Raw genomic sequence first — 26,152 nt, 5'->3', positions numbered from 1 at the left:
ATTTCTCCACTTCTATTAAACTTCATTCGGTGTTGGTATTTTATTTTTTATTATTTTACAAGAAAAGTTAGCCTTTGTCAATATATTATTTGAAAAAAGATGGATTTTCACTTCTTTTTCAAAAAAAGAGAAGCACTCTTTTTTTCTATCCTTTAAAGGTTACAATGGTGGCGCCACTGCCTCCAGCATTTTGAGGAGCATAGCCGAAACTCTTGACATGCTTATTTCTTTCCAGGTATTTGGTGACGCCCTCACGGATGACTCCTGTTCCGATACCATGGATGATATCGACTTGCGCCATGTTATTGAGCAGGGCTTGGTCGATAAAGGCGTCCAGCTCATTCATGGCCTCTTCGTACCGTTTGCCTCGGAGATCCAGTCTGGCTTGCGGACCACGCCCAGATGTACGTTTGACGACATTGACTTGTTTTTTCTTGACTGGGGCTTCTTGCCGAGCCTGAACAAGGTCAAATTCTTTCTCTTCCAAGGTCATTTTGATTAAACCAACTTGGGCTTCCCAACGGCCGTCCTTCAGCTGATTGGTCAGGGTACCACGCTGACCATAACTGAGAACAATGATATAATCCCCAACCTTTGGAGCTCGGTTTTTCTTGGCTTTTTGAAGGACCTTGTTTTTAGACAAGTCGACTTTTTCAGGAGCTAGTTTTTTCAGTTTAGCCTTGGCTTCAATGATTTCATGGGGTTTGAGTTGAGACTTGCTGTGAAGATTCTTGAGAATCTGGTCACTCTCACTTAGAGCGAGTTCCACAATCTCAGCAGCTTGCTCACGCGCCTTGTTGAGCTCAGTTTCCTTTTCACGATTGAGTTCGTTGTAGAGTTTTTTGAGCGCTCGGTTCATCTTAAGGTTTTCTTGCTCCACCTCACGGATATTGTCCAAGCGTTTACGGCTTTCAAGCGTTTGCTCTTCTAATTGCTCAATGATGCGATTGACATCATTATCCTGATCAACCTGTTGGCTGGCATCTCCCACGATGACATCTGACAAGCCTAGGCGTTTGGCAATTTCAAAGGCATTGCTTCGACCAGGAACTCCCTGCATAAAGCGATAGGTCGGACGCAAGCTGGCTGTATCAAACTCCATGCTGGCATTTTGCACAAAGGCTGTTTCAATACCATAGGCCTTGAGCTCTGGATAGTGGGTCGTCGCCATGGTCTTGACCTGACGTAGACGAAGATCCTCCAAAATAGCCATAGCAAGGGCTGCTCCCTCCTGCGGATCGGTACCAGCCCCGAGCTCATCTAGCAATAAGAGCGAGTGCCGATTGACCTTACCAAGAATATCTACGATATTGGTCATGTGGCTGGAGAAGGTAGACAAGCTTTGTTCGATAGACTGCTCATCCCCAATATCCGCGAAGATTTCCTCGAAAATACCGACACGGCTTCCTTTATCAGCTAAAATGGGCAATCCAGATTGGGCCATAAGTTGAGTCAAGCCCAGAGTTTTGAGCATGATGGTCTTCCCACCAGTATTGGGACCTGTAATGACAATGGCCGTTAATTCCTTACCAAAGTGTACATCGTTTGCGACAGCATTTTTAACCAAAGGATGGCGAACATGAAGGAGTTGAATCTCTTGATTCTCTGAAAGTTGAGGAACAACTGCTTGTCTTTCTTGAATGAAACGCACCTTGGCACGAATCAAGTCTAAATGGCCGATAATCCAAGCGTCATTAGCGATTTCTGCAGCATGAGGACGAACCCGTTCTGAGAGCTCCTGCAGGATGCGAATCATCTCATAGCGTTCGTCTGCTCGCAGACTAGCGATTTCTTCGCTCAGCTTGACCACCTCACGCGGCTCAATATAAACCGTATTACCACTAGCAGAGATGTCATGGACAACACCTGCAATCTTATTACGATAGGTGTTCTTGACTGGTAAGACTTGACGGCCATTTCTGCTAGCGATTATGCCTTCCGTCAACATCTGCGCTTTTTGCTTGAGCAAGTCTTGCAAGACATCTCGAACTTGGCTCTCGCTATCATGGATTTTCCGACGGATGCGTGCTAGCTCTTCACTGGCGAAATTTTCGATAAATCCTGCATCATTTAGGGCTTGAAGACTCCTTTGCAAGTGTGGGAAATCATGTAGTTTTTCAAACCATCTCGCCAACTGCTCCAAGCGTACATTTTCAAGATTGGCATAAAAACCTTGCAACTCTCTGCTAGCCAGCAGGACACGTTTGAGAAGTAGAAACTCCTCAATATTGAGGTCCGCTCCCATCTCCAGACGCTTGCAGACAGCTGAAATCTCGCGCGTCGCTAGGATAGTAAAGTGAGGTTGCTCCACAAAAAGCGCCTGCATCTCCTCCATCTCTGTAAAGGCTTGTTTGATCTTATCCGCCTTGGCAGTTGGAGCCAAGCCTTTTAACTCCTCCAGTCCTTGTTCTGTTAAGAGATGCGGTTCAAACAAGGCCTTGATTTTATTGAATTCTAAGGTTTCTAGTATTTTTGTATTCATATTTTTTCCTTGTATATTTGTTTACAAGATTGTAGCAACTAGAGGTTTTGACCTAGTCGTCCAATCTGTAAACAAAGGGCTAGGAAAAATCCCGCCCTTTTTATCCGATTAAATTTGTCACCCAGAGTTGTTTGATAAGGTTTGTCGTAAAAGGGACACTTTGGATGATGTTTTTGGCTACTATACTTTTTTCGAGTGAATTTTGAATGACTGCCAGAGGCACTGTTGCAAGAATGGTCAGAGCCATTTGCAAAACAAATAAGGTTACCAATAGCGACAATAGGCCTGCTCCGATACGAAACCATTTGACATCGAGCTTTTTAGTTGGAATCAAGTGTAGGAGCAAACCGATAAAACGTCCGATACTGTAACAAATTCCGAAAACTAAAAGGTAGGCTAGACCCGCATAAAAGACCTTGTCTAGATGAAAAAGCTGGTCTGAAGGGAAGAAAAAGGTGCCCTGTCCTTCCTGAGGATTGGCATAAGGGACAAGCAAGTGGAAGTGATCTCCCAGTGATTTATAAAACTGTCCCGCAACAAAGGCTGAAATCACTGCAACGAGGAAATAATAAACTTGCAGCACCAAACCTCTACGGTAGCCGATGTAAAAGCCCCAAGCAAGAACCAATAAGAGTAGGATTGAAATCATAGGGAATCCTCAATCTTGCTCTGTTCTTGTTTGACAGCAATCAACTTGTGCCGGAGTTCTAACAACTCTTGCTCCTTGTCATCAAATTCAATCTCACGGTTGAGTTGTGTAGACAGGCAATTGACCGCTAAAAGAAGCGCAATGGTTTCATCATCCGCCCCAGGCATTTGTTCTTTAATTGCTTGGTATTTTTCAGTCGCAACCTTGGCAATTTCCTCCATAAAGAGATTGTCATGCTCGGTAGTTAAGGTTAATGTCTTTTTTCCGAATGTAAACTTATATCGATTTAGATTTGCCATAAAATTCACCTCACGATATTATACCAAATTTCGCTAACTTTGTCAGTTTTTACCAATTCTCCTGCTTTTGTGGTACAATAGAGACTATGGCAAGTATCACACTCACACCAAGTGAACAGGAAATTCAGAGCTTTTTAAGTCAGTATCAGAAGGCTCTCAGTCCTAGTAAAAATCCTTATATTCGCTATTTTTTGCGACTGCCTCAGGCAACAGTTTCCATCTATACTTCTGGAAAAGTCCTCCTGCAAGGCGAAGCTGCTGAGCAGTACGCCAATTTCTTTGGCTACCAAGTTCAACAAGAAAACAGTGGACAAGATTTCCCTATGATTGGGACCGATGAGGTGGGAAATGGTTCCTACTTTGGTGGACTGGCTGTCGTGGCTTCCTTCGTAACACCTGACCAGCACGACTTCTTGCGAGAACTTGGTGTGGGGGATTCCAAGACTCTGACAGACCAAAAGATTCGTCAGATTGCTCCTATCCTCAAGGAAAAAATCCAGCACCAAGCGCTCCTTCTTTCACCTAGCAAGTACAACGAAGTTATCGGAGAGCGTTACAATGCTGTTTCTGTAAAAGTTGCCCTTCACAACCAGGCTATCTTTCTCCTGCTTCAAAAAGGAGTCCAGCCAGAAAAAATCGTGATTGATGCTTTTACAAGCCCTAAAAACTATGACAAGTACTTGGCGCAAGAAGCCAACCGTTTTCCAAACAAGATCACTTTGGAAGAAAAAGCCGAGGGAAAATACCTGGCTGTTGCCGTTAGCTCCATCATCGCGCGGGATCTCTTCCTCGAAAACTTGGAAAATCTTGGACGAGAACTGGGCTATCAACTGCCAAGTGGCGCTGGAACTGCATCTGATAAGGTCGCTAGCAAAATCCTTCAATCCTATGGCATGAAGGGACTTCATTTCTGCGCCAAACTGCATTTTAAAAACACTGAAAAAGCCAAAGCACTTCTAGAAAGGTGAGTTATGAATTCGGTTAAAACATTTCTAAAAGAATGGGGAGTTTTCTTCCTGATTATCGCGCTGGTCGGCCTTAGCCGTATCTTTCTTTGGAGCAATGTCCGTGTGGAAGGACACTCTATGGATCCTACCCTAGCCGACGGAGAGGTCCTCTTCGTTGTTAAACACCTCCCAATTGACCGTTTCGACATCGTGGTTGCCCATGAGGAAGAAGGAAATAAAGACATTGTCAAAAGGGTCATCGGTATGCCTGGAGATACCATCCGCTACGAAAATGACAAACTCTTCATCAACGGTGAAGAAACGGATGAACCCTACCTAGCTGAATACCTCAACTTGTTCAAAACAGAAAAGTTGCAAAACACCTATACCGGCAAAGGATTTGAAGGCAATAAGGGAGTCTACTTTAGAGAACTTGCTCAAAAAGCACAAGCCTTTACGGTCGATGTCAATTCCAATACCAGCTTCAGCTTTACTGTCCCTCAAGGCGAGTACCTTCTCCTTGGTGACGATCGTCTCGTCTCTAGTGACAGTCGCCATGTTGGTACCTTCAAGGCTAGCGAAATCAAAGGCGAAGCAAAATTCCGTTTCTGGCCACTTAACCGTATCGGAACATTTTAAGATAAGGAAGAGGCCGAGAATGCTAAGTCTCAGTCTCTTTTTCTATTGTGAGAAAATACCTTTTAATCATCTAGTTTTTTCAAAGTTACCAAGAGACCAATTCTCACGAACTCATGTAAAGGAAACCTATGGAAGTTTATTTTTCAGGCACCATTGAACGCATTATTTTTGAAAATGTCAGTAATTTTTATCGCATCCTCCTCCTAGATATCGAAGACACCAATGCGGAGGACTTTGACGATTTTGAAATCATCGTTACAGGAACCATAGCAGACGTGATTGAGGGTGAAGACTACACTTTTTGGGGACAAATCGTTCAGCACTCCAAGTATGGGGAACAGCTTCAGATCAGCCGTTATGAGCGGGCAAAACCAACTAAAAATGGGCTGGTCAAGTACTTTTCCAGTAGCCATTTCAAGGGGATTGGTCTCAAAACGGCCCAAAAAATCGTTGATACCTATGGTGACAATACCATAGACGAAATTCTGGAGCATCCTGAAAAGCTGGAAGGCATCTCAGGACTCTCTGCCAAAAACCGTGAGGCTTTTGTTTCCACCCTCCGTCTCAACTATGGGACAGAAATGGTTTTGGCTAAACTTGCCAACTACGGCATTCCCAATAAACTAGCCTTTCAGATTCAAGACTTTTACAAGGAAGAAACACTTGATGTGGTTGAAAACTATCCCTACCAACTGGTTGAAGATATCAAGGGCTTGGGTTTTACCATTGCAGACCAATTAGCTGCCGAACTAGGCATCGAAAGTCAAGCCCCTGAACGTTTCCGTGCTGGCCTTGTCCACAGTCTTTTTCAGGGATGTATGGATACGGGCGATACCTATATGGAAGCCCGAGATTTGCTGGAACAAACTCTGACTCTCCTCGAATCTTCCCGTCCCGTGGAACTCGATCCCAGCCAAGTAGCTCAGGAACTCTCCCACCTCATCGAAGAAGACAAGGTTCAGCAGATTGATACCAAAATCTTTGATAACAGCCTCTTTTTCGCCGAAGAAGGCATTCGCAGTCACTTGGTTCGTATCCTCGAAAAAGGAAAGCAGAAAAGCCAGGATTTAGAAACCATTCAAAAGCATATCGCTACTGTCGAGCAAGAACTGGGGATTCAGTACGATACCATTCAAAAACAGGCTATCTGCGACGCTATCCAGAACAAGGTCTTTATCTTGACAGGTGGGCCTGGTACAGGTAAGACGACTGTTATCAATGGGATTATCGCTGTTTATGCCCTCTTAGAAGGACTTGACCTCAGGAAAAAGAGCAACTTACCTATTCTTCTCGCTGCCCCAACTGGTCGAGCGGCTCGGCGCATGAATGAATTGACAGGTTTGCCTAGCGCTACTATACACCGCCACTTGGGAATGACAGGCGACGATGATACCAGCCATCTGGAAGATTATCTGGATGCCGACTTTATCATTGTAGATGAGTTTTCCATGGTGGATACTTGGCTAGCCAACCAACTCTTCTCCAACATTTCTTCTAACAGTAAAATTCTCATCGTGGGCGATAGCGACCAGTTGCCTTCTGTTAGTCCCGGACAAGTCCTGGCTGACCTGCTCCAGATCCCCCTGATTCCGCAGACTCGTTTAGAAAAAATTTATCGACAAAGCGAAGAATCAACTATCGTTACCTTGGCGAGTCAAATTCGACAAGGCATCTTGCCAGCCGACTTTATCCAGAAAAAAGCTGACCGCTCCTACTTTGAAATCGCTAGTGGCCATATCCCAGCTACCATTGAGAAAATTCTTGGTGCTGCCCTCAGAAGTGGCATTCCGGCTCGTGATATTCAGGTGCTGGCGCCTATGTATCGAGGAACTGCTGGTATTGACGCCATCAACCTACTCATGCAAGACCTGCTCAATCCTCTTCAAAAAGGACAAGTTAGCTTTGAAGCAACTCAGTGTCACTATCGAACAGGGGACAAGGTCATTCACCTAGTCAACGACGCTGAAGTCAATGTCTTTAACGGAGACCTAGGCTACATCACAGATTTGATTCCTGGAAAATACACCGAGTCCAAACAAGATGAGATTGTCATTGATTTCGATGGCAATGAGGTCATCTACCCACGAAACGAATGGTACAAGATTCGACTAGCCTATGCCATGAGTATTCATAAGTCGCAGGGGAGTGAGTTTCCCGTTGTCATCCTTCCTATCACCAGTGCTAGCAAGCGCATGCTGGAACGCAATCTCATCTACACAGCTATCACGCGGGCCAAGAGCAAGCTCATCCTTATTGGCGAGTTACAGGCCTTTGACTACGCAGTCAAACATATCGGAACTGCCCGTAAGACCTATTTGATTGAGCGCTTCTGTGATTTAATTGAAAATAATATTGAAGAAAGTAAACAAGCCCTCTCTGAAACTGCCACAGCAAGTGACTCTGAACAATCCTGCATCCTCACCGAGGAAAACTGGTCTAGCATCCCAGCCATGATTGGGATTACAGATGCAGACTTAAAAGAGATTTTCGGAAAATAGTGCAGCAGAAAACCCACCTAGACAGGTGGGCTTTTTCTCTTTTAAGATTATTTTACTGTTGCAGTGCTTGTAATCAATTCAACAGCTTTTTTGATAGTGATATCGTGTTTCAACATGTCAGCTGAAAGCAAGTTTTGTACTTGTGCAACTTCCATGTTGTAGTCTGCTGCCAATTGCTCAATTTCTTTTTGGATTTCTTCTTCTGAAGCGTCAAATCCTTCAGCTTTGGCAACTGCTTCGATAACAAGGTTAGTCTTCGTACGTGACTCAGCTTCTGCTTCGTATTGTTTGTGAAGGTCTTCTTGAGTAGTTCCTGTGATTTGGAAGTACATGTCAGGGTTGATACCTTGGCGTTGCAAGTTTCCAAGGAATTCATTTACTGAGCGGTGAACTTCTTCGTGGATCATTTCTTCTGGAAGTTCTACGATTTCAGCGTTTTCTACAGCTTTATCGATTGCTGCACCTTCAAGGGCATCTTTGTATGCTTCTTCTTTCGCAGCAGTCAATTCTTTGCGGTATTTTTCTTTCAATTCGTCAAGAGTTTCCACTTCTTCGTCGATATCTTTTGCAAGTTCATCGTCAAGAGCTGGAACTTCTTTAGCTTTTACTTCGTGGATAGTTGTTACGAATTTAGCTTCTTTACCTGCAAGGTCTTCTGCTTGGTAGTCTTCTGGGAATGTTACGACAACGTCAACAGTTTCACCAGCTGAGTGCCCAACCAATTGGTCTTCAAAACCAGGGATAAATTGACCTGATCCAAGTCCAAGTGAGAAGTTTTCACCTTTTCCGCCGTCAAATTCAACACCGTCGATAGAACCAACGAAGTCGATGACAACAGTGTCGCCATTTTCAGCAGCGCCTTCTTTGATAACCAATTCAGCCAAGTTGTTGCGTTCGCGTTCGATACGTTCTTCAACGTCAGCGTCAGTTACTTCTTTTTCTACATCAACTGATACTTCAAGGTTTTTGTAGTCCCCCAATTTTACTTCAGGTTTTGTCACGACTTCAGCTGTGATAACCCAGTCTTGACCTTTTTCCATTGAAGTTACGTCAATTTTTGGTTGTGCAACCACTTCAAGACCTGCTTCTTTTACTGCAGCTTCATAAGCGTTTGGCAAAAGTGCGTTCATTGCATCTTGATAAAGAGCTTCTTCACCAAATTTTTGGTCGAAGATAGGGCGTGGAAGGTGACCTTTACGGAAACCTGGAACGTTAAGAGTTTTCTTTACTGAGTTAAATACACGGTCCAATTCTGGTTTGATTTGGTCTTGAGAGATAGTGAAAGTCAAGACACCACGGTTTGTTTCTTTGTTTTCAAATGATACAGACATTCTGTCATTTCTCCTTAAAATTTTTAATACAGTCCATTATACCATATAATAGCGACTTTTTTCAAGTAATGAATGCGCTTTTCAATGATGCTAAAGGTACTTGCTTGCTTCCCTGATACTGAGTTCAGCCATTCGTTTCTTATTTTTTTCAATGAAACGTGCTACCCATTCGGGATTGGTTTTAGAGTAGTCTCTTAGAGCCCAGCCGATGGCTTTGTTGATAAAAAATTCTGTCTGGTCCAGATTGTTGAGCAGGATCTTTTCCATCAGTTGGACATTTGTTTTCTCTTTTCTTAACAACTGGTGGTCAATAGCGACTCGTCTCAGCCAGATATTGTCTGATAGGCTCCATTTTAAAAGCACTTCTTCAAGTTCCGGATGGTTAGCCACCAAACTCCCAACTACTCTATCTAGAATATCTACCGTGTCCCACCAAGACTTGATCACGACCAGGCGCTCAAGCTTAGGCAAATCGTCCTTCGTTAGATAAGACTGCATGGCTTTCAAATAGTTGGCAGCCACATATTGGTATTCTCTAGGCTCCTTTTCCCAGCAAGTGTCTACAAAATCCCAATCGATAATCTTTGTTTTTTTCGCTTCTGGAAAATACTTTTTATAGAGTGAATTTCTTTCAGGACCTGCAATGCCTAGAAAGGGAAATTGATGGCGCATATAGGCTTCCATTGGGCCTGCTTTATGCGGATCTTTTGCCGCTTCTAGCTCCTCAAGTAAATCTGCAAGACTCATCTAAAAGTCCTCCTGCCCTACCAAGTGGTGCTGAAAGGCATAGACCGCTGCCTGAGTGCGATCGCTGACCTCAAGCTTGGCAAGGATGTTGGACACGTGGGTCTTGACCGTCTTGAGAGAGATAAAGAGTTCATCTGCGATGCGCTGATTTTCGTAGCCCTTGGCGATGAGTTGAAGCACGTCACGTTCACGAGCAGTCAATTCCTCATGAAGTTCCATATGATTGCGGTGGTATTCGACCTTCTTACTAACTTCTTGCTCAATAGCTAGCTCGCCAGCAGCAACCTTACGAACTGCATGAAGCAGTTCGTCTGCACTAGAAGTCTTGAGCATATAGCCTTTGGCACCAGCGTTCAAGACTGGCATGATTTTTTCATTGTCCAAGTATGAAGTCACAATCAAAATCTTGGCTTCAGGCCATTCTTCGAGGATGGCCAAGGTAGCATCAATTCCATTCATCTCAGGCATGACAATATCCATGACAATGACATCTGGGCGCAGTTCCAAGGCCAACTCAATACCTTGAGACCCATTGGCCGCCTCGCCCACAACTTCTACATCGTCTTGGAGGTCAAAGTAGCTTTTCAAGCCCAATCGGACCATTTCATGGTCATCTACCAGTAAAATTTTCATCTCTACTCCTTTATAATTCCTTATCTAGCAAGGGAATACGGATATCAACCGCTAGTCCTTGCTTAGGTGCTGTCAAGAGTTGAACAGTACCTGCCATATCTTCGACCCGCTCCTTAATATTTCGCAGTCCATAACTCAAGTCATCTAAACTCCCCAACTGAAAACCAATTCCATTGTCCACCACCTTCAGCTGCAATTCAACATCTGTCTGATAGAGATAGACATCTAAGCAAGATGCCTGGGCATGGCGGAGGGTATTGCTAATCAATTCCTGCAAAATGCGGAAGATATGTTCTTCAATCTTCTTGGGCAATTTAGACACATTTTGCTTGAGACTAACCTTGAGATCGCTCTTGTCCTCAAGCTCTTTTAAGAGGATTTGAATCCCCTCAACCAAACTCTTCTCTTCCAACTCAACAGGTCGCAAATGTAGGAGCAAGACCCGCAGATCTTTCTGGGCTGTTTCGAGAATGGCTGCAACACTTTGCAACTGGGTCTGCATCTTTTCTCTATCCAGCTTCAAAGCCTGTTGACTGACACCTGATAAAATCATATGAGCCGCAAACAACTCCTGACTAACCGTATCGTGCAGGTCACGTGCAATCCGCTTTCGTTCTTTCTCGATGATTGCTTCTTCCTTAACTAGGCTTTGATTTTCAGCCTTTTGAACAGCTTCTGTCAAGAGGTTAAGCTTGCCATACAAGGACTTAAAACTGGTGTCCAAGTCTGGATCTGCAAAGGGGATCACCTCTTTTCCTGCTAGCAGTCGCTTGAGATTGACCTGCATTTTTCTGCGAGAGACTTCTTCTATCACGCGCCAAAAAAGGACAAAAAAGAAGGTCATGGAAAGGCTAAAGACCAAGATCAAGAAGATGAGTTTCTCTGTTTTTTCGATATCTTGTAGCAAATAGGACCAATCCAGTTCAAAAATATCAAGTAGACTATTAGTCAAAAAGAGGATAAAGAGGAAAGAAGTCAGACCGATTAACAGATACGATTGCTTTTTCATCCTCTGACCACCTCCACATCGCCAACCATAGTAGTTAGGAAAATCTTGACGCTCTTGTTACTCTTGAGATAGTCTCTGGTTTCCTGATGATAGTGTTCATTGCGAAGGGCTCGCTTGGGTTGATTGAGGAAAGTTAGATCTCCATAGAGGCAGTTGACACTGAGGCTGATTTCCACATCAACAGGTACGATAATCCTAGTCGTTCCGACCATTTTTCTAAGGATAATGACATTGTCATGATTGGTTAGGATAACTCTTTCTAGATGAATGGTGTCCTTGCCCATGAGGCGAAAGAGGTTGATATCGTCAAACTGGCAGGTCTGGTGGCTAGAAAAATGATGGAGATTGCCAAACCAAGGATTGCGTTCATTTTTAACCGTTACCACCTCTTCAAAGACCAAGTCGGTCTCCTCTCTTTCTTGATTCATCATCGGATAGAGAAGAAAGAGACTATAAATCACTGCCACAAAGATAGCTAATATCACAAAGGGATTGAGCATGACGATGAAAAAGAAAAGAATAGTCGCCACAAGGAGGAAAACGTTATTGCCTTCTTTACCTGTATAATAACGGAGCAAGAGCAAAAAGAGGAATAGAATCAGCAGAAAACGCGAAAAATGCTCTGATACCATCAAAATCAGAGCTCCCGTCAATAGACAGGCTTCAATAAATAAAAAGATTTGAAATTTTTTCATAGCTGCATCCTCTCCCTTCTATTTTATCACAATTCAAAAAAGTCACCTCGGTCTGAGGATGGAAAAAGGAGATGGGACAGAAATCGCTCGTACAAGCTTGGTTTTATCAACTCACTACAGTTGACAAAAGGCTACAAAAAAGGGCGGGATTCTTGTCCCGACCTCTCTACATCTGATCTTTTGCTTCTTTGAGTTTGCCATAAAGAATATAGTCTACGTTTTGCAAATCCGCTATGGTGGCACAGTTAAGGGCACACATGATCAAACGCAGATCGTCTTTCCAGCCTTGGACAATGCCAATCACCTCTTCGACGGAATAGGTTTCAATCAACTCTAGAACGGTACGTGACAGTCCCACAGCCTTGGCTCCAAAGACCAGGCACTTAATCATATCAAGCGGGTTCCGAACACCTCCACTGACCAAGAGTTCGACCTTGTCTTTCCAGCCTTGGGCATTGAGAAGGGCTTGCATGGTGGATTGGCCCCATTGATTAAGGTAATCATGCTGGCCACTGCGACGGTTTTCAATGTAAGCAAAGCTGGTGCCACCACGACCCGACAGGTCAAAGGTTCGAACACCCAGTTCATAGGCTCTCCCGATGGTCTTGGCATCCATGCCAAAACCGACTTCTTTTAAAACAAGAGGAACAGGGATGCGCTTGCTATAATCTGCTAGATGCGATTGCCAGCTTCTGAACTTCCTTTCTCCCTCGGGCATGAGCAATTCCTGCATGACATTGACATGCACCTGCAGGAGAACAGGATCCATTGCTTGCACAGTCTGAAGTCCTAGGTCAACAGGCTTGTCCAATCCAATATTGGTTCCAAGGAGGAGATTTGGATGGCTAGATTTGACAGAAAAAGAGCCATCTGTTGGATCTTTTAGGGCTGCGCTATAAGAACCCGTCACAAACAAAATCCCACAAGCTTCTGCCACCTGAGCTAGCTTTTGATTGATTTCTTTACCTTTTTCGCTCCCACCTGTCATGGCATTGATATAAAAAGGAAAGGCCCACTTTCGACCAGCAAACTCTGTCGACAGATCAATTTCATCTAAATCATAAAGAGGTAAGGAAGAATGAATCAACTCCACCTCATCAAAGCTATTATAGGAACTTTTCTGCTCAAGGGCATAGCGGATATGCTCGTCCTTACGATTTGTCGTCATGTCCTATCCTTTCTTGGTATAAGAGCTCAATCCCCAGATTGGCCCAGCGATTTTTTATGGTTTCAGTTGATTGCTCATCAAAACTCAAGGCAATGCCACAGTCACCACCACCAGCGCCACTACTCTTGGCAACAGCCTGCAAATCTTGACTGGCTTCTTTCAACTGTCTCAGCGAGGGTGTGTAAATATCTGGGCTCAAACCTTCTAAAAGCTGACTGGCTGTTTCCAGCTGCTCGATAATTTTTTCTGCATTCCCATGCTCCAGGGCTTCTACCAAAGCAGATACCGTTGCTTTTGAGGAAGTTAAAAAATTCTGATTGATGTTTTGCTTGATTTGCTGGACCATGTCACTAGATACGGCCACTTGCTTGGTCCATCCCACTAGGAAATCACATTCTAGGGTTGGTTTCACTTGTGAGATGGAAAATCCCCAATCACGCTCCAAAACTGTCGCCAAGCTTTCGTCTTCCAACCAAGCAGCTATCTTCTGACGATCAAAAGACTGGTAGAGAATCAAATCCTCTGCAACGATACAGGCAAGATCTCCCATAGAACCATTGTCGCCTCGCTTGAGCAAGACCGCGCTTGCCAGCTTGAACAAGAGTTCCGGATCAACCGTAATATCATATAGAGCCACCAGGGCCTTGATCACCAAGACAACGACGCTACCACTAGAACCCAGACCAAACTTTTTGCCTTCTCGTTCCATTTTCCCACGGATTTCCAAGGTAAAAGGTCGCAAAGTCTGACCACGATTGGCGAGGAAGTCCCCCATCAAAGTAATCGTTTCCTGAATCAAGCTGTAGTCAGGATTTGGCGTCAAGTCCACTGCAAAATCAAACAGATCTGAATAGATACGGTAGCTATCAGAAAAGGCAATCTCTCCCCTCATATAGATAGGTATCGCCTTTATCAAGGCCAACTGCCCCGGTTCTAAAATAGCGTATTCCCCTGCCCAATAGAGTTTTCCGCAAGTTTTAACAGCTATCATCTTGACTCAAATCCTTTGTTTTTGACACAATCAAGCGGTAACGTTGACCGAAGATTTCTGATAAATGCTCCAAGTCTTCTTCTTGACAGAGGACCTTGACATTGGGACCAGCATCCATGGTAAAGTAGCAGGCTTCTCCTTGCTCACGAAGTTGACGGACAAAGTCCATCGCTTCATAAGTTGCATCCGTCAGATAAGAAAAGGCTGGACTAGCAGTTTTTGTCGTAGCGTGCATGGCTAGGGCATTTTTCTCCGTTAGTTCCCCAACCTTTGCAAAATCATTCTCTTTGAGATAAACCAGCATATCCTGATAATCCTTCTCAGACTGGCGTACCCAGTCATCAAAGGTCGTCGAGGTTTCCACACAGAGTTTCATCCCATCACGGCTAGAGATTGGTTTTTTCTTATCCTCTAGCACCAACATGATCATAGCTAGTTTCAGGTCTGTATCAACAGAGTAAATTTCCCCACTATCCTTATCCCAGGCACCTAGTGGTCCATAAAAGCTCCGAGAGGAAGAACCTGAGGCAAACTTAGCTTCCTGCGCCAACTGGCTCCGATTCAAACCAAGCTGGAAATAAGCATTACAGGCCTTGACCAAGGCGGACAAACCGCTAGAACTGGATGACAAGCCCGCTGCGGTAGGCATATTGTTTTGGGTATCAATACGGACAAAACCTTCCCCAGCCGGACGGTAACGGTTGATGATTTTGCTCATCTTGGCATGCTCAGCCTCACTCTGAAGCTGACCATTGATATAAAAGGTATCAGCAGTCGCATCCGTCGGTAAAGGCGACAAAGTCGTCTCTGTGTACATATTTTCCAAAGTCAAAGAGATACTGCTAGTAGCAGGAACCATCTCTTTTTCTTTTTTCTTTCCCCAGTATTTGATAATGGCAATATTTGCGTAGGAACGTACTGTTACAGGCTTTCGATCCATGTCTGAACAGCTCCTTTCTCTTCTAATCTTTCTGCTAGTTCTTGAGCTTGAGTCAAATTGGTTGCCAAGGCGATGATACAGCCTCCTAGCCCACCACCACTCATCTTGGCACCTAGAGCACCATGGCTCAGAGCCGTTTCAACGAGGGAGTCTGCCTCAGGGCTACTAACACCAATTTCTTTTAAATGTAAATGCGCTTGACTGAGGATTTGTCCCAGTCCCTCAGCATCTTTTCGTCTAATTGCCTCTTCTGCCTGCTGGGTCAATTCTCCCAGGGCATGCAAAAACGGCAGAGCATCCTTCCCCTTGCTTTGAACCACTTGGATGGCTTCACGAGTGTGACCATACACACCTGTATCTGCAATCACCAAATAGTCAGATAGGTTCATCTCAAGTTCTGTAAAACCAACATTCTTGATAAAGCGAATAGGCTGGTCACTGAGACAGGTCTTAGCATCCAACCCGCTTGGATTCATATGGGCAATCATTTCAGCCCGATTGACCAAGATTTCTAGTACATCATGAGGCAGGTCGGCTTGATAGTAGTCAAAAACTGCTCGAATAGCTGCTATGCTGATAGCTGCTGACGAACCCATTCCCCGTTTTTCAGGGATAGCAGAGTCAATCACACAGCGAATGCAGGCTTCTTTGATATCCAAATACTCCAGCGAGGCATATACCGCCATGGACAAGGTATCCTCCTCATAAAGACGCCACGGACTTTCAGCAGGGACCACCTTACATGTCACCTCCACCTCTAAGAGAGGCAGAGAAATGGCAGGATAGCCGTATACGACAGCGTGCTCTCCTATTAAAATAATCTTACTATGTGCCTGACCGACACCAACTTTTTTTGTCATGTTCTCCTTTAACCAGACGGAAAGACCGTCTTGCTTTTCATACAGTAGTATTTCCTCCTATCTATTTTATTATATTTTCACAAAAAAAGCGATTGTTTCCTTCACAATCGCTTCTTTCATTATTGAACCCATTCGCCATTATAGTTGACAGAATAACCATCTACGATCGTATTCACTGCCAAAGCACCTGAGCTATAAGCATAGTACCATTTACCATTAACCTGGAACCAGCCTGTCTTCATGTCACCATTATTTGCGTTTAGATAATACCAAGTCGAACCTTCCTGATACCAGCCAGTCGCCATAGCTCCTGATGAACGGAGGTAGTACCACTTGTTCCCAAAGTATTGCCAGCCCGTTTTCATATCGCCATTTGGATCGTCTAAATAATACCAAGTTGAGCCTTCCTGATACCAACCAGTTGCCATGGCTCCTGATGAACGGAGGTAGTACCACTTATTTCCAAGTTGTTTCCAACCAGTTTGCATTGCAGCAGTTGTTGGATCTAGATAGTACCAAGTTGAGTTATCATTGATCCAGCCACGTACTGGCTCCCCAACCGTTAAGCTGTCGATACGAGCATCGAAGCTACCATCCTCCTGTAAATAATACCAATGCCCTTCGTCAGAAATCCAACCAGTTTTTAAGGTATGATAGCTACGCTGATCTTCAAAATAATAGACTCGTTTCTCTGCTGGACTATCATATTGTTCCCCATGATGTTTGTTGGTATTTGTAGCAGTTTTTGCTTCTAAAACTTGCTTGCCAACAAATTCTTGTAGTACCCCATCTTGACCAAAGTAAAACCAATCTGGTCTAAAAGCAACATCTTGCCTTAGAGAAGAACCAATCGTAACCCCTTTGTGTGGAGCAGGTATATATTGCCAGCCGACAACCATTTCTCCAGATAAAGGATCAAAATAATAGTACTTCCCATCAATCACTCGCCAGTAGGTTTCTTTGAGTTCTCCCTTCTTGTAGTAGGTTCTACCATTTTCTTGGACAAATTGCCAGCCTTCTGAATCAGCATCATCCGCCAATACTGTACTTGTCGCTAGCAAACCAAAGAAAAAGACTGCTAGTCCAACTTGCATCATTATTTTAAATTTTTTCATTCGATCTTTCCTCCATAACTGACTGTAGCAAAGACTCTACTGTATGTCAATATATAGAAATTGCTCAAAAAAAGCAGTTACACAACTGCAACTGCTTTTCTATTCTTGCATGGTGTACCCGACACCACGCACGGTTTTAATGTAGCTTTTTTGACCTTTTACATCAAGCTTGCTACGTAGATAACGGATATAAACATCCACGATATTGGTTTCTGTCGCACTTTCGTACTTCCAAACACTTTCCAATAACTGCTCACGAGTCAAGACCTTCTTGCTTCCCATGAGAGTGGCCAAAAGGTCATACTCACGGCGCGTCAGAGCAATCATCTCCTCGCCACGATAAACGGTATGATGTTCTACATCCATACGCAAATTGCGGTAAGACGTTGGGACCTTCATCTGGCTACAGTGTTGGTCGATAAAGTCCCGACCTCGGAAAATCGCTGAAATACGAGCCACCAGCTGATCAATAATCACTGGCTTGTAGATGTAAGAAACGGCGAAGCGCTGGATTGTCTCAATCTGGTCTTGCAATTCTTCGCGATGGTCCAAGACCATGATCACTGAGGCTGGTTTTGTTCGACTCAGCCTCTCTGCAAAATCCTGGGCCGTCATATCCCCCAGACGAGCATTCAGTAAAATCAAGTCATAATCTGTCTGGAGAGCCATGGAGAGGGCTTTTTGCCCCTCCTCGACCCGATCAACACGGTATTGCTCTTTTTGGAGTTCCAGACTGAGAAAATGAGCGAGATTTCGTTCTTTCTCAAGTAATAAAATCCGTTTCCCCATGGCAGACCTACTTATTTTTCGTCATACCAAGAGTAGTGGAAGATTCCTTCTTTGTCTTTACGTTGGTAAGTGTGGGCACCAAAGTAGTCACGTTGTGCTTGGATTAAGTTAGCAGGAAGGTCTGCTGAACGATAGCTATCAAAGTAAGTAATAGCTGCTGAGAAGGTTGGCACTGGTACACCAGCTTGAACAGCAAGAGCTACGATATCACGCACTGCTTGTTGGTACTTAGCAGTAACATCCAAGAAGTACTCATCCAAAAGAAGGTTTGCAAGGTCTGCATCACGGTTATAGGCATCTGTAATCTTTTGCAAGAAACGAGAACGGATGATACAGCCATCACGCCAGATAGATGCGATGTCCGCAAATGGCAAGTTCCAGTTATTTTCTTTAGAAGCCACACGCAATTGGGCAAAACCTTGTGCGTATGAAATGATTTTTGAGAAGTAAAGGGCTTGACGGATCTTTTCGATCAACTCAGCCTTGTCACCTTCAAATTTGAAGGCAGCTGGTTTTGGAAGAACCTTGCTAGCATGCACACGCTCTTCTTTGTATGTAGAGATGTAGCGAGCAAATACTGACTCAGTGATAAGTGACAATGGCACACCAAGGTCAAGTGATGATTGACTAGTCCATTTACCAGTTCCCTTGTTACCTGCAGCATCAAGGATGTAGTCTACGATTGGTCCATCTTGGCCTTCATCGTCTTTACGGCTCAAGATATCAGCTGTGATTTCGATCAAGTAGCTGTCCAATTCACCCTTGTTCCACTCAGTAAAGATTTCTGCCATATCTTCTGCAGAAAGGCCAAGCAAGTGTTGCATGAGGTCATAGCTTTCTGCGATTAATTGCATGTCACCATACTCGATACCGTTGTGAACCATTTTCACATAGTGACCAGCTCCATCAGGACCGATATAAGTCACACATGGTTTGCCATCTTCTGGTGCTTTGGCTGAGATTTCTTCGAGAACATCAGCAACCAATTCGTAGGCTTCTTTTTGTCCACCAGGCATGATAGAAGGACCTTCAAGGGCACCTTTTTCACCACCGGAAACTCCAGTACCGATAAAGTTGATCCCTGAGTTTGCCAATTCTTCATTACGACGGATGGTATCTTTGTAGAAAGTGTTTCCTCCGTCAATCAAGATATCACCCTTATCAAGGTGTGGAAGAAGGGCTTGGATAGTTGCGTCTGTACCAGGTCCAGCTTGAACCATGAGCATAATACGACGAGGTTTTTCGATTGAGTTTACAAAACTTTCCACGTCATAGCTTGGCACAAAGTTCTTTTCAGGATGGCAAGCAATCACGTCTTCTGTTTTTTCTTTACTACGGTTGTAAATGGCAACTGTATAACCACGAGATTCGATATTTAGGGCAAGGTTACGACCCATTACGGCCATACCTACAACACCAAAGTTAGCTTTTGTCATTTGACACTCCTCTTATTTCATTTGTTTTATTTTATCATTTTTACCTATGAAAGGAAAGAATTTTGTAACGGACTCCTAATAGTCCAAGTCATCTGCATGACCAGAACCATTCCCTACAAAGTAACCCGTCTTACAGTTGAGGGTGAAGAGGTAGGTTCCATCCGGTTTGTAGAGGTTGTAATAGCCGTTTCCGTTTACAATATTGACACGTTCGAGAATGTATTGGTTGCCAGTGATGTAGCCACGTGCACGTGATGTTGCTAGGATCTGTTCCAATACACCATCTGCAAACGTCCAGGCAGGATTGTTGCTATCGTCTACAGCTGATTGGTTATAGGGTACACGACTAAGTCCTCTCTGTAGATTTACACCATCACCAGATAAACCACCATTTGTATCTCTAGCCGGTGCTGTGGTGCTTGTTGAAGGCGTCGTACTGCTTGCATTGTTTTCTGTAGCGGAACTTGAACTTGCTTGACTTGAGCTGGAACTTGAGCTGGAAGCACTGGTTTGTTGGCTCTTACCAAGGCTAATCGCCTGAGCTAACAGTTTATCAAGCTCTGTATTTCCCGTTTTAACTTCCGTGAACTTAGCATCCGCCTTGGCTTTAGCATTGGTATCCAAGACATCATCAGTAATAACTGGACTTTCAAAGAGGGCATTGATATCTTGAATGGCCTTGATTTGAGTTGCTAGGCTATCGTATTTTGACTTAGCTAGTGTATAATCACGGCTACCTTCTAACTTATCCAGTAAGTTTTTTAGCTGGCTTAACTTATCGAACTGGCTATTTTTTAAAGCAGTCTTATTGGCATCTGTATAGAAGGCATCATAAAGCGTATTGAACTCTTGCAAGTCGGTTTGCGATTCTTGATTTCCTGAAGATGCTTGAGAAGACTGAATTTCTTGGTTTGAACGAGATACCTGACGGTAGACATAATACGTCCCAGCAAGAACAAGAATTGCAGCTACCACAGAAACGATGGTAATCACACGTTTCTTTTTAGAGCCTGTTTCAGGTTCCGTCTGTACTGATCGTGATAGGGAAGTATAGGTTTCTTCTTGTTCCTCATTTTCCTCATTCATTTCCTTGGATGCTGTTTCTGTTAAAACGAGAGGCTCTATTTCAGTACTTTCCTCATCTTGAAGTGGTGGAACAAACTGAGTAGTTTCTTCATTGTCTATCTCTTCAATAGATTCCTCGGAAACCACATCTGAACCTTCTACCTGATCCGAAGGTTCACTTGATTCACGAACATCTTGGATCAATTCCTCTAAGTTTTGAGTAGAAGCCAACTCTCCTTTTTCAAGCTGACGAGTTTCAAACTTATCTGCCTCGATCTCTTCGCGATGCTGTTTGATGTATTTGTCCAAGATGTTGTCTTCAGGCAATACTCCAGCCTCAACCTCCTCATTCTTACGAATTGCTTGACCAACAGTCAAATCTTTTGCTTCGTCAAAGTCGAATTGTGGCTCTTGCTGTTCTTTTTTATGACGATCATGTCTTTTCTTGCTCATGAGTTTACCTTTCTATTTTACCTCTTGGCGTTTCACACGCTGACCAAAGTATTGATACAAATCCACTTTCAAGGTCCCGTTATAGAGTTTTCGTTTTTTATCTGCTGGACTTCCGTACTTACTTTCAAAAGCTCCGTCACTCGTCAGGATAAACTTACTCCAGGTTTTCAGTGGTGCAAAGACCTGTCCCATCTCAGCATAAAGTTTCGTAACTCCTGCATCATCGGACAAGCGCTCCCCATATGGTGGATTGGAAATGATAACGCCATTGATCTTGTCTGTGCGCAAGTCCTGTACCCGCATTTGCTTAAAGGTGATATCTCCTGCAACACCTGCTGCTTGGGCATTCGCCTTGGCAATTTCTACCATACGAGCATCAATATCACAGCCCATAATGTCCAGCTCAAGTTCACGATTGATTTTCTTAGCAGCATCAGTACGGACCTCTTGGATTAACCGATTGCTGACCCAGTTCCATTCCTCAAAAGCAAAGGAACGGCGAAGGCCTGGCGCCATCTTTCTGGCAATCATAGCCGCCTCGATACAGAAAGTTCCTGAACCACAGGTCGGATCAATCAAGGGCTTGTCTGGATACCAGTTAGATAGTTGTAAAATGGCCGCTGCCATATTTTCCTTGATAGGCGCTCCACCTTTTTCCGTACGATAACCACGTTTAAAGAGGCTAGAACCTGTCGTGTCAATCATAACAGTTGCCACATCCTTAAGGATGGACACCTCAATCTTAAACTCAGGACCAGTTTCCATCAAAGGAACTCCTTCCGGGCGGGCATAGTGTTTTTGTAATTTCTTCACAACAGCTTTCTTAGAAATGGCCTGAACACTGGGCTCGTTATGAAGTTTTGACTTAACACATTTGGCCTTTGAAATCGGGAAACGTGCTCCTAGCGGGAGATAGTTTTCCCAATCTAGAGCAAAAACACCTTGAAAAAGCTCTTCAAAGGTCTTAGCTGGAAAGCTTCCGACTACAATCTTGATGCGATCCGCTGCACGAAGCCAAAGATTGGTCTCAATGATTGCCTTCACATCTCCTTGGAAGCGGACACGCCCATTTTCAACCTGGCAATCATAACCAAGGTCTCGCACCTCACGTCCAACGACAGCCTCAAGACCCGCCGCAGCAGTTGCGATTAAATTAAATTGTTCTTTCATTTCTAGTCTTGCAAGACCTTTCTCTTGTTCACTTTAAAAAATGAGGTTGAGAAAGATTTCTCAGCCCCAACCTATATGCAATTTTCTATAAGCCATGTTTTGTTCCAGAAGTGACTAGGACCACTTCCTTCGATAATCATCTGTCTACCGCTAACAGCACGAAGCTGCTAGCAGTCAGAGTACTACGTTCGTTTCCGTGCACTCCATGCCCCGACCAAAATTTGGGTTGCTAGCTTGAGGGGTTTACCGCGTTCCACTCTCTCTGTTTCCAGAAAGACTCCGTCACTGTGGCACTTTCAAGCCTATTCTGACCTATCCGAAGACTTAGCCATTTCGACTGCCGTAACGATTTCTCGTCCCTAGGCTTATGGATTCGCCTAGCACAAACACTACAGGCATCACAGCCTGTGCTAGCATGGACTTTCCTCATGAAAAGAGAACCTCTTCACGCGATTATCCAAAAATTGCACTCATTCCTTAGTCAATTATCAATCTTGATTGTCTAAGATTTGCTTACCAAATACTTCTTTTTCGAGACGATTTAAGCGTTTCAAAATATCAAAATTTGTCATTGAAGTAGAAGCTGTTACTTCAATAGAGTCTGGTTGAGTTGGAGCCGCCTGTGGTTTACGAGACAACTCCTCCTTCAAATCGGCAATTTCTTGGCGAAGGGATTTGACCAACGCTGCGTAAGTTTCATAATCCTTAATCACATCATCTAAGAATTCATCCACCTCTGCTCTGCTATATCCACGCACTTCGCGTCCAAACTCTTGTTCAAAAATATCTTTTGCTGAAAATATAATACTTGCCATGTCTCTCTCCATTCTGGGTTACTAGTATTATTATATAAAAAAAGACAAGTAAAAATCAAGGTCAAAGGGTTACTTTTCAGAAAAATTTTCTGCTAGTTCATTTAACTCATCAAATGTTAATTGCCTTGTAACATAGTCCGCTTGATTTTTCATCATTTGGTAAAAATATTGTAACTTAGTTTTGTTTTCCTCATCATAAAAAAGATAGCAAATATCTGTGTTCTCCAGTAAAAATTTCTGATAATCACGTAGTTGCCCCTTGTGTTCATATTGTGGATAGGCATATTTAACAAAATCAACTTGCTTGAATTCGCTCAACTTCACTTGATTGGCTTCATTCCAGTTGCTGCCATGGGTTTCAAAATCAAAAATAGTCGCCAGCTGAAATCCATAGTCTCTTTTCATGTCTTTTGCCACCTGAAGCGCCCAGTACTCAAAGCCCAAAGTCCCTGTAAAGACAAGCCAAGTCACCCCTTCCTCTGCTAGACGCTCCAGGTCTCTCCGAATAGCTGTTTTGATAATATCAACGCGAATATCCTTGTCATTAAAAAGACCAAGGTCGAAGGCTGAATAGCCTAAAATCAAGGCTGATGTCATTTTTAACCCTTTCTTTGTAAATTTATGATATAATAGAGTGATGTTATTGTACCAATAAGGAGAATTATGGTCAACTATCCACATAAAATTTCATCTCAAAAGAGACAAGTACCCCTGTCACAAACTAAAAATTTCGCAAATCGGGGAATGTCTTTTGAAAAGATGATTAATGCTACGAACGACTACTATTTGTCGCATGGGGTAGCTGTTATTCACAAGAAACCGACTCCCATCCAAATCGTACGTGTCGACTATCCCCAACGAAGTCGAGCCAAGATCGTTGAAGCCTACTTTAGACAAGCTTCAACTACTGACTATTCAGGGGTTTATGATGGATACTACATCGACTTTGAAGCAAAGGAAACTAGGCAAAAACATGCGATTCCGATGAAGAATTTCCATCACCATCAGATTCAGCATATGGAACAGGTCCTTGCCCAGCGAGGAATCTGCTTTGTCCTTCTTCACTTTGCTTCTCAGCAAGAAACTTATTTATTGCCGGCTGTTGACCTGATTCGTTTCTATCATCAAGATAAGGGACAAAAGTCAATGCCACTTGGATATATTCGAGAAAATGGATATAGGATTGAGCTGGGTGCCTTTCCCCAGATTCCCTATCTCGATATTATCAAAGAACATTTACTAGGTGGTAAAACAAGATGAACAAACAAACTATCCTGCGAATAACTAAATATATCAGTATCTGCTTCTTAACTGTATTTATCGCAGCTATTATGCTGGGTGGAGGTCTCTTTCTCTACTATGTTAGCAAGACTCCAGCCCTATCTGAAAGTAAACTAGTCGCTACAACGTCTAGTAAAATTTATGACAATAACGATGAACTCATCGCTGATCTTGGTTCAGAACGTCGGGTCAATGCACAAGCAAACGAAATACCGACCGATTTGGTCAACGCTATTGTTTCGATTGAAGACCATCGCTTCTTTAATCACCGAGGAATTGATACTATCCGTATCCTAGGTGCCACCCTACGAAATCTTCGTGGTGGCGGAGGCCTTCAAGGAGCTTCAACTTTGACGCAGCAGTTGATCAAGTTAACCTATTTCTCTACGTCAACTTCTGACCAAACCCTTTCTCGTAAGGCTCAGGAAGCATGGCTCGCCGTCCAGCTAGAACAAAAAGCGACTAAACAAGAGATCTTGACCTACTACATCAACAAGGTTTACATGTCAAACGGGAACTACGGAATGCAGACGGCTGCTCAAAGTTACTATGGCAAAGACCTCAAAGATTTGAGTATCCCTCAATTGGCCCTCCTTGCCGGAATGCCTCAGGCTCCAAACCAGTATGATCCATACTCGCATCCAGAAGCTGCTCAAGAACGTCGTAATCTCGTCCTCTCTGAGATGAAGGGGCAAGGTTACATTACAGCCGAACAATACGAAAAAGCGATTAATACTCCGATTACAGATGGACTTCAAAGCCTAAAATCAGCTAACAGTTATCCTCCATACATGGATAATTACCTCAAAGAGGTGATTGACCAAGTTGAACAGGAAACAGGTTACAACCTTTTAACTACGGGTATGGAAGTCTACACAAACGTTGATTCTAAGGTCCAACAACGTCTCTGGGATATTTACAATACGGACGAGTATGTCAACTATCCAGATGATGAGTTACAGGTGGCCTCTACTATCGTTGATGTCACAAACGGGAAAGTCATTGCCCAATTAGGTGCTCGCCACCAATCAAGTAACGTTTCCTTTGGAATAAACCAGGCTGTAGAAACTAACCGTGACTGGGGTTCTACCATGAAGCCTATTACAGACTATGCTCCTGCTTTGGAATACGGCGTTTATGATTCAACTGCTGCGATTGTTCACGATAGTCCTTATAATTACCCTGGAACCTCTACCCCTGTCTATAACTGGGATAAGAGTTACTTTGGAAACATAACACTCCAGTATGCTCTCCAGCAATCACGGAATGTGCCGGCTGTAGAAACGCTAGAGAAAGTAGGACTTGATCGTGCCAAGACGTTTCTAAATGGACTCGGTATTGACTACCCAAGCATACACTATGCTAATGCTATTTCAAGTAATACAACCGAATCTGACAAAAAGTATGGAGCAAGTAGCGAGAAGATGGCTGCGGCTTATGCTGCTTTTGCCAATGGCGGTATCTACCGCAAACCTATGTATATCAACAAGATTGTCTTTAGTGATGGCAGTTCAAAAGAATTCTCTGATTCTGGTACACGTGCTATGAAAGAAACGACAGCCTATATGATGACAGATATGATGAAAACTGTCTTGGCATACGGAACTGGTCGAGGAGCCTACCTCCCTTGGCTACCACAGGCTGGTAAAACTGGTACGTCAAACTATACAGATGATGAGATTGAAAACTACATTAAAAATACGGGTTATGTAGCTCCAGACGAAATGTTCGTTGGCTATACTCGTAAATATTCAATGGCCGTTTGGACTGGTTACTCAAATCGTCTTACTCCTATCGTTGGTGATGGCTTCTATGTTGCAGCTAAGGTCTATCGTTCAATGATGACTTATCTCTCTGAAGATGATCATCCAGGGGATTGGACGATACCTGAGGGTCTCTACAGAAGTGGAGAATTCGTATTTAAAAATGGTGCTCGTTCTACATGGACTACACCTGCTCCACAGCAAGCCCCATCAACTGAAAGTTCAAGCTCGACATCAGAAAGCTCAACTTCACAGTCTAGCACAACTTCTCCAAGCACAAATAATAGTACGACTACCAATCCTAACAATAATACGCAACAATCAAATACAACCCCTGGCCAACAAAACCAGAATCCGCAACCAGCACAACCATAACA

General features: G+C 43.6%; 24 protein-coding genes and 1 other RNA gene. 5 read left to right on the top strand and 20 right to left on the bottom strand.

Translation table 11 applies throughout. The features are described from left to right. Positions 1–145 precede the first annotated feature (145 nt). The 3 genes from FOA33_RS01910 to zapA form a co-directional block, all read right to left on the bottom strand. Positions 146–2,482: an endonuclease MutS2 gene (locus tag FOA33_RS01910; protein WP_221160460.1), complete on the bottom strand. Its 2,337-nt coding sequence runs from the start codon at positions 2,480–2,482 to the stop codon at positions 146–148. Between the two features lie 100 nt (positions 2,483–2,582). After that, positions 2,583–3,131: a CvpA family protein gene (locus FOA33_RS01905; RefSeq protein ID WP_221160459.1), complete on the bottom strand. Its 549-nt coding sequence runs from the start codon at positions 3,129–3,131 to the stop codon at positions 2,583–2,585. Next, complete coding sequence (zapA, locus tag FOA33_RS01900) at positions 3,128–3,430, bottom strand: cell division protein ZapA (protein WP_000002028.1); 303 nt, start codon at positions 3,428–3,430, stop codon at positions 3,128–3,130. Before zapA ends, FOA33_RS01905 begins: the two co-directional genes overlap by 4 nt. An 86-nt stretch (positions 3,431–3,516) precedes the next feature. Here zapA and rnhC point away from each other — a divergent pair, with 86 nt between their 5' ends. From rnhC to recD2, 3 genes are all read left to right on the top strand, one after another. Then, the gene (gene rnhC / locus FOA33_RS01895; protein WP_221160458.1) at positions 3,517–4,398 is read left to right on the top strand and encodes a ribonuclease HIII; all 882 of its coding nucleotides are present in this window, start codon (positions 3,517–3,519) and stop codon (positions 4,396–4,398) included. Positions 4,399–4,401: 3 nt separating this feature from the next. Further along, entirely contained in the window at positions 4,402–5,016 is a 615-nt protein-coding gene (lepB, locus tag FOA33_RS01890; protein WP_221160457.1) for a signal peptidase I, read from the top strand. Between the two features lie 128 nt (positions 5,017–5,144). Beyond that, complete coding sequence (gene recD2, locus FOA33_RS01885) at positions 5,145–7,514, top strand: SF1B family DNA helicase RecD2 (RefSeq protein WP_221160456.1); 2,370 nt, start codon at positions 5,145–5,147, stop codon at positions 7,512–7,514. Positions 7,515–7,561: 47 nt separating this feature from the next. Here recD2 and tig read toward each other — a convergent pair whose 3' ends face one another. The 17 genes from tig to FOA33_RS01800 form a co-directional block, all read right to left on the bottom strand. Next, positions 7,562–8,845 (bottom strand): trigger factor, encoded by a 1,284-nt coding sequence (gene tig / locus FOA33_RS01880; protein WP_221160455.1) that lies wholly within the window; start codon positions 8,843–8,845, stop codon positions 7,562–7,564. 90 nt (positions 8,846–8,935) lie between these two features. Further along, positions 8,936–9,592: a DNA alkylation repair protein gene (locus FOA33_RS01875; RefSeq protein WP_221160454.1), complete on the bottom strand. Its 657-nt coding sequence runs from the start codon at positions 9,590–9,592 to the stop codon at positions 8,936–8,938. Next, positions 9,593–10,225: a response regulator transcription factor gene (locus FOA33_RS01870; protein ID WP_221160453.1), complete on the bottom strand. Its 633-nt coding sequence runs from the start codon at positions 10,223–10,225 to the stop codon at positions 9,593–9,595. 10 nt (positions 10,226–10,235) lie between these two features. After that, positions 10,236–11,234 carry an envelope stress sensor histidine kinase LiaS gene (locus FOA33_RS01865; protein ID WP_221160452.1) on the bottom strand — a complete coding sequence of 333 codons (999 nt, stop codon included), beginning with the start codon at positions 11,232–11,234 and terminating at the stop codon, positions 10,236–10,238. Next, positions 11,231–11,929: a cell wall-active antibiotics response protein LiaF gene (liaF, locus tag FOA33_RS01860; protein WP_070800115.1), complete on the bottom strand. Its 699-nt coding sequence runs from the start codon at positions 11,927–11,929 to the stop codon at positions 11,231–11,233. The genes FOA33_RS01865 and liaF overlap by 4 nt, the downstream gene beginning before the upstream one ends. Before the next feature lie 166 nt (positions 11,930–12,095). Continuing rightward, the gene (fni, locus tag FOA33_RS01855; RefSeq protein WP_221160451.1) at positions 12,096–13,097 is read right to left on the bottom strand and encodes a type 2 isopentenyl-diphosphate Delta-isomerase; all 1,002 of its coding nucleotides are present in this window, start codon (positions 13,095–13,097) and stop codon (positions 12,096–12,098) included. Continuing rightward, positions 13,081–14,088 carry a phosphomevalonate kinase gene (locus FOA33_RS01850; protein WP_221160450.1) on the bottom strand — a complete coding sequence of 336 codons (1,008 nt, stop codon included), beginning with the start codon at positions 14,086–14,088 and terminating at the stop codon, positions 13,081–13,083. The genes fni and FOA33_RS01850 overlap by 17 nt, the downstream gene beginning before the upstream one ends. Continuing rightward, positions 14,075–15,028, bottom strand: coding sequence for a diphosphomevalonate decarboxylase (gene mvaD / locus FOA33_RS01845; RefSeq protein ID WP_221160449.1), 954 nt, complete (start codon positions 15,026–15,028; stop codon positions 14,075–14,077). Before mvaD ends, FOA33_RS01850 begins: the two co-directional genes overlap by 14 nt. Beyond that, positions 15,010–15,888: a mevalonate kinase gene (gene mvk, locus FOA33_RS01840; protein ID WP_221160448.1), complete on the bottom strand. Its 879-nt coding sequence runs from the start codon at positions 15,886–15,888 to the stop codon at positions 15,010–15,012. The genes mvaD and mvk overlap by 19 nt, the downstream gene beginning before the upstream one ends. A gap of 119 nt (positions 15,889–16,007) precedes the next feature. Next, positions 16,008–17,003 carry a choline-binding protein CbpF gene (gene cbpF, locus FOA33_RS01835; protein ID WP_221160447.1) on the bottom strand — a complete coding sequence of 332 codons (996 nt, stop codon included), beginning with the start codon at positions 17,001–17,003 and terminating at the stop codon, positions 16,008–16,010. Between the two features lie 99 nt (positions 17,004–17,102). Further along, positions 17,103–17,792 carry a response regulator transcription factor gene (locus tag FOA33_RS01830; RefSeq protein WP_000518035.1) on the bottom strand — a complete coding sequence of 230 codons (690 nt, stop codon included), beginning with the start codon at positions 17,790–17,792 and terminating at the stop codon, positions 17,103–17,105. A gap of 11 nt (positions 17,793–17,803) precedes the next feature. Further along, positions 17,804–19,228 (bottom strand): NADP-dependent phosphogluconate dehydrogenase, encoded by a 1,425-nt coding sequence (gene gndA, locus FOA33_RS01825; RefSeq protein WP_050252407.1) that lies wholly within the window; start codon positions 19,226–19,228, stop codon positions 17,804–17,806. 75 nt (positions 19,229–19,303) lie between these two features. Then, positions 19,304–20,746: a cell division site-positioning protein MapZ gene (mapZ, locus tag FOA33_RS01820; protein WP_221160446.1), complete on the bottom strand. Its 1,443-nt coding sequence runs from the start codon at positions 20,744–20,746 to the stop codon at positions 19,304–19,306. 12 nt (positions 20,747–20,758) lie between these two features. Next, on the bottom strand, positions 20,759–21,916 hold the full coding sequence (locus tag FOA33_RS01815) for a THUMP domain-containing class I SAM-dependent RNA methyltransferase (protein ID WP_221160445.1): 1,158 nt from the start codon (positions 21,914–21,916) through the stop codon (positions 20,759–20,761). Positions 21,917–21,999: 83 nt separating this feature from the next. Further along, an RNA gene (rnpB, locus tag FOA33_RS01810) (RNase P RNA component class B) lies at positions 22,000–22,381 on the bottom strand. Positions 22,382–22,404: 23 nt separating this feature from the next. Further along, positions 22,405–22,731, bottom strand: coding sequence for a cell division regulator GpsB (gpsB, locus tag FOA33_RS01805; RefSeq protein WP_061418633.1), 327 nt, complete (start codon positions 22,729–22,731; stop codon positions 22,405–22,407). 69 nt (positions 22,732–22,800) lie between these two features. Continuing rightward, a complete protein-coding gene (locus FOA33_RS01800; RefSeq protein WP_221160444.1) occupies positions 22,801–23,328 on the bottom strand; it encodes an SLOG family protein in 528 nt (175 codons plus the stop codon). A gap of 66 nt (positions 23,329–23,394) precedes the next feature. On the opposite strand from FOA33_RS01800, the gene recU reads away from it, so the two are divergent. Further along, positions 23,395–23,991 carry a Holliday junction resolvase RecU gene (gene recU / locus FOA33_RS01795; RefSeq protein WP_221160443.1) on the top strand — a complete coding sequence of 199 codons (597 nt, stop codon included), beginning with the start codon at positions 23,395–23,397 and terminating at the stop codon, positions 23,989–23,991. Further along, on the top strand, positions 23,988–26,150 hold the full coding sequence (pbp1a, locus tag FOA33_RS01790) for a penicillin-binding protein PBP1A (RefSeq protein WP_221160442.1): 2,163 nt from the start codon (positions 23,988–23,990) through the stop codon (positions 26,148–26,150). The genes recU and pbp1a overlap by 4 nt, the downstream gene beginning before the upstream one ends. Positions 26,151–26,152: the final 2 nt, after the last annotated feature.

Origin of the sequence: Streptococcus cristatus (assembly GCF_019685515.1) — a bacterium.
GTDB lineage: Bacteria > Bacillota > Bacilli > Lactobacillales > Streptococcaceae > Streptococcus.
This window is presented reverse-complemented; position numbering and strand designations above follow the sequence as displayed.